The sequence below is a fragment of the Mycobacterium sp. E3305 genome, assembly GCF_001666785.1.
GTDB lineage: Bacteria > Actinomycetota > Actinomycetes > Mycobacteriales > Mycobacteriaceae > Mycobacterium.
This window is the reverse complement of the sequence record NZ_LZJA01000168.1, coordinates 1-3615: the sequence shown is the minus strand read 5'-3', so window position 1 is coordinate 3615 and position 3615 is coordinate 1. Positions and strand designations below refer to the sequence as shown.

Below are 3615 nucleotides of genomic sequence, written 5' to 3'. Positions count from 1 at the left end.
ACCCTGCGGCGGCGCTCCGGCGTCCGCGGGTGGTGGCGCCTGGGGGGCCGGCGAGTTGGTCTCGGGCGCCTGGGGCGCCACCCCCGCCGGCCAACCCCCCGCCGGAGGCACCCGCCGCGCCGCCCGCCGGGGGCTAGCCGAGTGCCCGTGCGGATGGATCCGCAACGGTTCGAGGAAATGGTCGCCGACGCGCTCGACCTGATCCCGCCCGAGCTGGCGGCGGCAATGGACAACATCGTCGTGCTGGTCGAGGACCGCCACCCCGACGACGGCGAACTCCTCGGGTTGTACGAAGGGGTCGCGCTGACCGAGCGTGACTCCGACTACGCCGGATCCCTGCCCGACGCCATCACGATTTACCGCGAGGCGCTGCTGGACGTCTGCGAATCCGACGACGACGTCGTCCAGGAGGTCGCGATCACGGTGATCCACGAGATCGCCCACCACTTCGGCATCGACGACGAGCGGCTGGAGGAATTGGGCTGGGCCTGACGAACGTCGGCCCGTTCTATGGGCGCGGCATCCCGGATTTGTCCGCCGCCGGTGCTATGAACGGGTTATGAGTGCTGACTGCCGCGACTGCCGGGCAGGCTTGGATCACTGTCACGGCACCATCATTCGCCATTCACTGCGCCGCTCCGAATGCACGGAGCCGGATTGCTTCAGCCCCGAGCTGTTGCCGCACGCGTTCGTCGTCGACTGCGATGCCATCGGCTGCGGATGCTCCGAGGCCGTCGCGCTGGCTGTCTGACCGGCCCTCAGCCCATCGGGTCGGTGCTCGAGTGCACCGCGTCGGCGACGGGGGTCGCATCCGCCTCGGGGTAGAACGGTGGCGTCAGGGTCCCCCAGCGCACGCAGCTCCACCGGCCGTCGGTGATGGGTGCCAAGACCACCGATTCGGCGTTGTCGAGGTGGTGGTCCAGCGCGAAGCCGGCGTCCACGCCGGCCAGCACGGCCGCCGCCAGCCGGATCGCCGCGCCATGGCTGACGACGACGATGTCGCCGGCCCAGTCGCGGTCGTCGAGGTAGCGCAGGCGCAGTTCGGTGAGCACCGGCACGTAGCGGTCCAACACGTCGTTGCCGGTTTCCCCGCCGGGCAGCGGGATGTCGAGGTCGCCGTGATGCCACCGCTCGTAGATCGCGTTGAATTCGGCGACGGCATCGTCGTCGCTGCGGTTTTCCAGGCCACCCACCTGGACCTCGTGCACGCCGGGCACCTCGATGGGCGCCATCTCGAGTTCGCCGCCGATCACCCCCGCGGTCTGCGACGCGCGGATCGCAACCGAGTGGGCCAGCAACGCCGGCCGGTCCGCACCGCGCGCGAAGGCACGGGCCTGGTCGCGGCCCAGCGGCGTCAGCTCCGCCCCGGGCGGCCGGGTGTCCAGCCTGCGTTCGACGTTGCTGTAGGACTGGCCGTGTCGCAGTAGCACCAGCCGCCCGGTCATAGCTCCATTCCCCCGGCCGCGGTTTCGGGTTTTCCTTCGCGTAGCCGCGCCAGCCAGCGCGCCGCCTCGTCGGCCGGCGGCGGCAGCACCCCGGCGGGCGAGCCGGTCGGCCAAGATCCCAGGTACCTCACATCGGCACAACGACGGTGCAGCGCTTTGAGTGCCTCGGCGACGGCGTCGTCGTCGATGTGGCCCACACAGTCGGCGAAGAACATGTAGGTGCCCAGCGAGGTCCGGGTCGGCCGCGATTCGATTCGGGTCAGGTCGATGCCGCGGATCCCGAATTCGGTCAGCGCGCCGAGCAGCGCACCCGGCGCGTTGTCGATGCGCAGCACCACCGCGGTGCGGTCGGCACCGGTGCGGGCCGGCGGCGGCCCGGGCAGGCCCACCAGAAGGAAGCGCGTGCGGGCGTTGGGTTCGTCGACCACGCCCTCGGCCAATGCGGCCAGCCCCCAGTGGGCGGCGGCCAGCGGCGAGGTCACCCCGGCGTCGGCCTGGCCTTCGGCCACCTGCCGCGCCGCGTCGGCGTTGGAGTAGGCGGGCCGCAACTCGGCCTCGGGCAGGTGGGCGGCGACCCAGTGCCGCACCTGCGCGGCGGCCACGGAGAACGCCGCCAGGGTGCGCACATCGGCGGCGGTGCGTCCCGGTTGGATGACGATGGTGAAGGCGACGTCCAGGGTGGTTTCGGCGAACACCTGCAGGGGCGAGCCGATGGCCAGGCTGTCGAGGGTGGGCGTCACGGACCCGTCGATCGAGTTCTCGATCGGGACGCAGGCGTACTCCGCCCCGCCGTCGCGGACGGTGTCCAGCGCCGCGGCGGTGCTGTCGATGGGCAGTCGCCGGACCTCGCCGGGGCGGTCGGGAATCAGACCGGCCGCCGTGATCTGCAACAGCGCCGCCTCGGTGAAGGTCCCTTCCGGACCGAGATAAGCGATGCGGACCACGCCACAACCCTAGCGGCGCGGGCCGCCAAACCGCCCTTGCGGCGCCCTGCGTTCTAAGTTAACTTAGGCTTACCTAATTTAAGGAGAATGGTGTTACCGCTGACCGCCTGCCCCGCCCCGACGACCGCCGAACGAATCCGCAGCGCGTGCGTCCGCGCCGGCGGCGCGCTGCTGGCCCTCGAGACCGTGCCGGCGCGCCAGGATCCGGTCGTGACGCCGGTCCATCACCTGCTGCCCGACGGGTCCTTCGCGCTGGCCCTGCCCGGAACGAACGACGGCGTCGCCGGGGCCCAGGCCCTGCTGGAGTTGACGGATTACGCGCCGCTGCCGCTGCGCGAACCGGTGCGATCGCTGGTTTGGGTGCGCGGACGCCTCCGGGAATTTCACCGGGCCGAGGTCGCGGAGACGGTCGACCTGATCGCCGCCGAGTGGCCGCACCCCGCCTTGCTTCAGGTGGACACCCCGCGATGTGCGCCGTCGGACGGGCAGGAGTCGCGGTACACGCTGTTCCGCCTGGAGGTTGCGTCCGTCGTCGTCACCGACGCCACCGGCGCCGAGCCCGTCAGTGTGGAAGATCTCCTCGCGGCGAGTCCCGACCCGTTCTGCGAGGTCGAATCGAACCTGCTGTGGCATCTGGACACCGCCCACTCCGATGTGGTCGCGCGGCTGGTGTCCCGGCTGCCCGCGCCCTTGCGCCGCGGGCAGGTGCGGCCGCTCGGGCTCGATCGCTACGGCGTGCGGTTCCGCGTCGAAGGCCCGGACCGCGACCACGATGTCCGCCTGCCGTTCCACAAGCCGGTGGACGACATGACCGGGCTGAGCCAGGCGATCCGGGTGCTGATGGGCTGCCCCTTCATCAACGGCCTGCACGCCCGCTCGTAGTCGAACCGCGGGAGGCACCGGCCGGTACGTTAACCGGGTGAACGGCGATCGACCCCCGCACCGGCCGCGTCCCCTCGGACCGTCCGGGTCGCCGGGGTAGTCGGTGAGAATCTCGTCGCGGTGCAGCCGGCTGTCGAACCAGACGGCCCCACAGACGACGGCGATCCCGGCCAGCAGCGAGCCGATCACCAGGATCGACGCCAGCGACCGGACCCACCGGCGCCAGCCGCGTCGGCGCCGCGGGGGCGGTGGGGTGGGCCGCGGTGGTGGTCCCGCGGATGGCCGGGAATGGCTGGAGCCGAGTCGTCGGCTATCTCTTCAGCTATCCCGACTATCCACAGTTT

At 71.4% G+C, this 3615-nt stretch carries 4 protein-coding genes and 1 pseudogene; 3 read left to right on the top strand and 2 right to left on the bottom strand.

Annotation, left to right across the window (positions count from 1 at the left end):
* Window positions 1-141: 141 nt before the first annotated feature.
* Both A5701_RS15850 and A5701_RS15845 read left to right on the top strand, forming a co-directional pair.
* Window positions 142-563: pseudogene (locus A5701_RS15850) on the top strand (metallopeptidase family protein).
* Window positions 560-751 carry a hypothetical protein gene (locus tag A5701_RS15845; protein WP_067755368.1) on the top strand — a complete coding sequence of 64 codons (192 nt, stop codon included), beginning with the start codon at window positions 560-562 and terminating at the stop codon, window positions 749-751. Before A5701_RS15850 ends, A5701_RS15845 begins: the two are co-directional and overlap by 4 nt.
* A 7-nt stretch (window positions 752-758) precedes the next feature.
* Here the strand turns inward: A5701_RS15845 and A5701_RS15840 are convergent, their stop codons facing one another.
* Both A5701_RS15840 and pheA read right to left on the bottom strand, forming a co-directional pair.
* The gene (locus tag A5701_RS15840) at window positions 759-1445 is read right to left on the bottom strand and encodes a histidine phosphatase family protein (RefSeq protein WP_067755364.1); all 687 of its coding nucleotides are present in this window, start codon (window positions 1443-1445) and stop codon (window positions 759-761) included.
* Window positions 1442-2389, bottom strand: a complete 948-nt coding sequence (pheA, locus tag A5701_RS15835; protein ID WP_067755357.1) for a prephenate dehydratase — start codon at window positions 2387-2389, stop codon at window positions 1442-1444. Before pheA ends, A5701_RS15840 begins: the two co-directional genes overlap by 4 nt.
* A gap of 87 nt (window positions 2390-2476) precedes the next feature.
* Here pheA and A5701_RS15830 point away from each other — a divergent pair, with 87 nt between their 5' ends.
* Window positions 2477-3271 (top strand): DUF2470 domain-containing protein, encoded by a 795-nt coding sequence (locus A5701_RS15830; protein WP_067755354.1) that lies wholly within the window; start codon window positions 2477-2479, stop codon window positions 3269-3271.
* Window positions 3272-3615 lie beyond the last annotated feature (344 nt).

Excerpts from the sequence above, each read along its gene's own strand:
- A5701_RS15845 (WP_067755368.1), top strand. The coding sequence starts at position 560 with ATGAGTGCTGACTGCCGCGACTGCCGGGCAGGCTTGGATCACTGTCAC.
- A5701_RS15840 (WP_067755364.1), bottom strand. The coding sequence starts at position 1,445 with ATGACCGGGCGGCTGGTGCTACTGCGACACGGCCAGTCCTACAGCAAC.
- A5701_RS15830 (WP_067755354.1), top strand. The coding sequence starts at position 2,477 with ATGGTGTTACCGCTGACCGCCTGCCCCGCCCCGACGACCGCCGAACGA.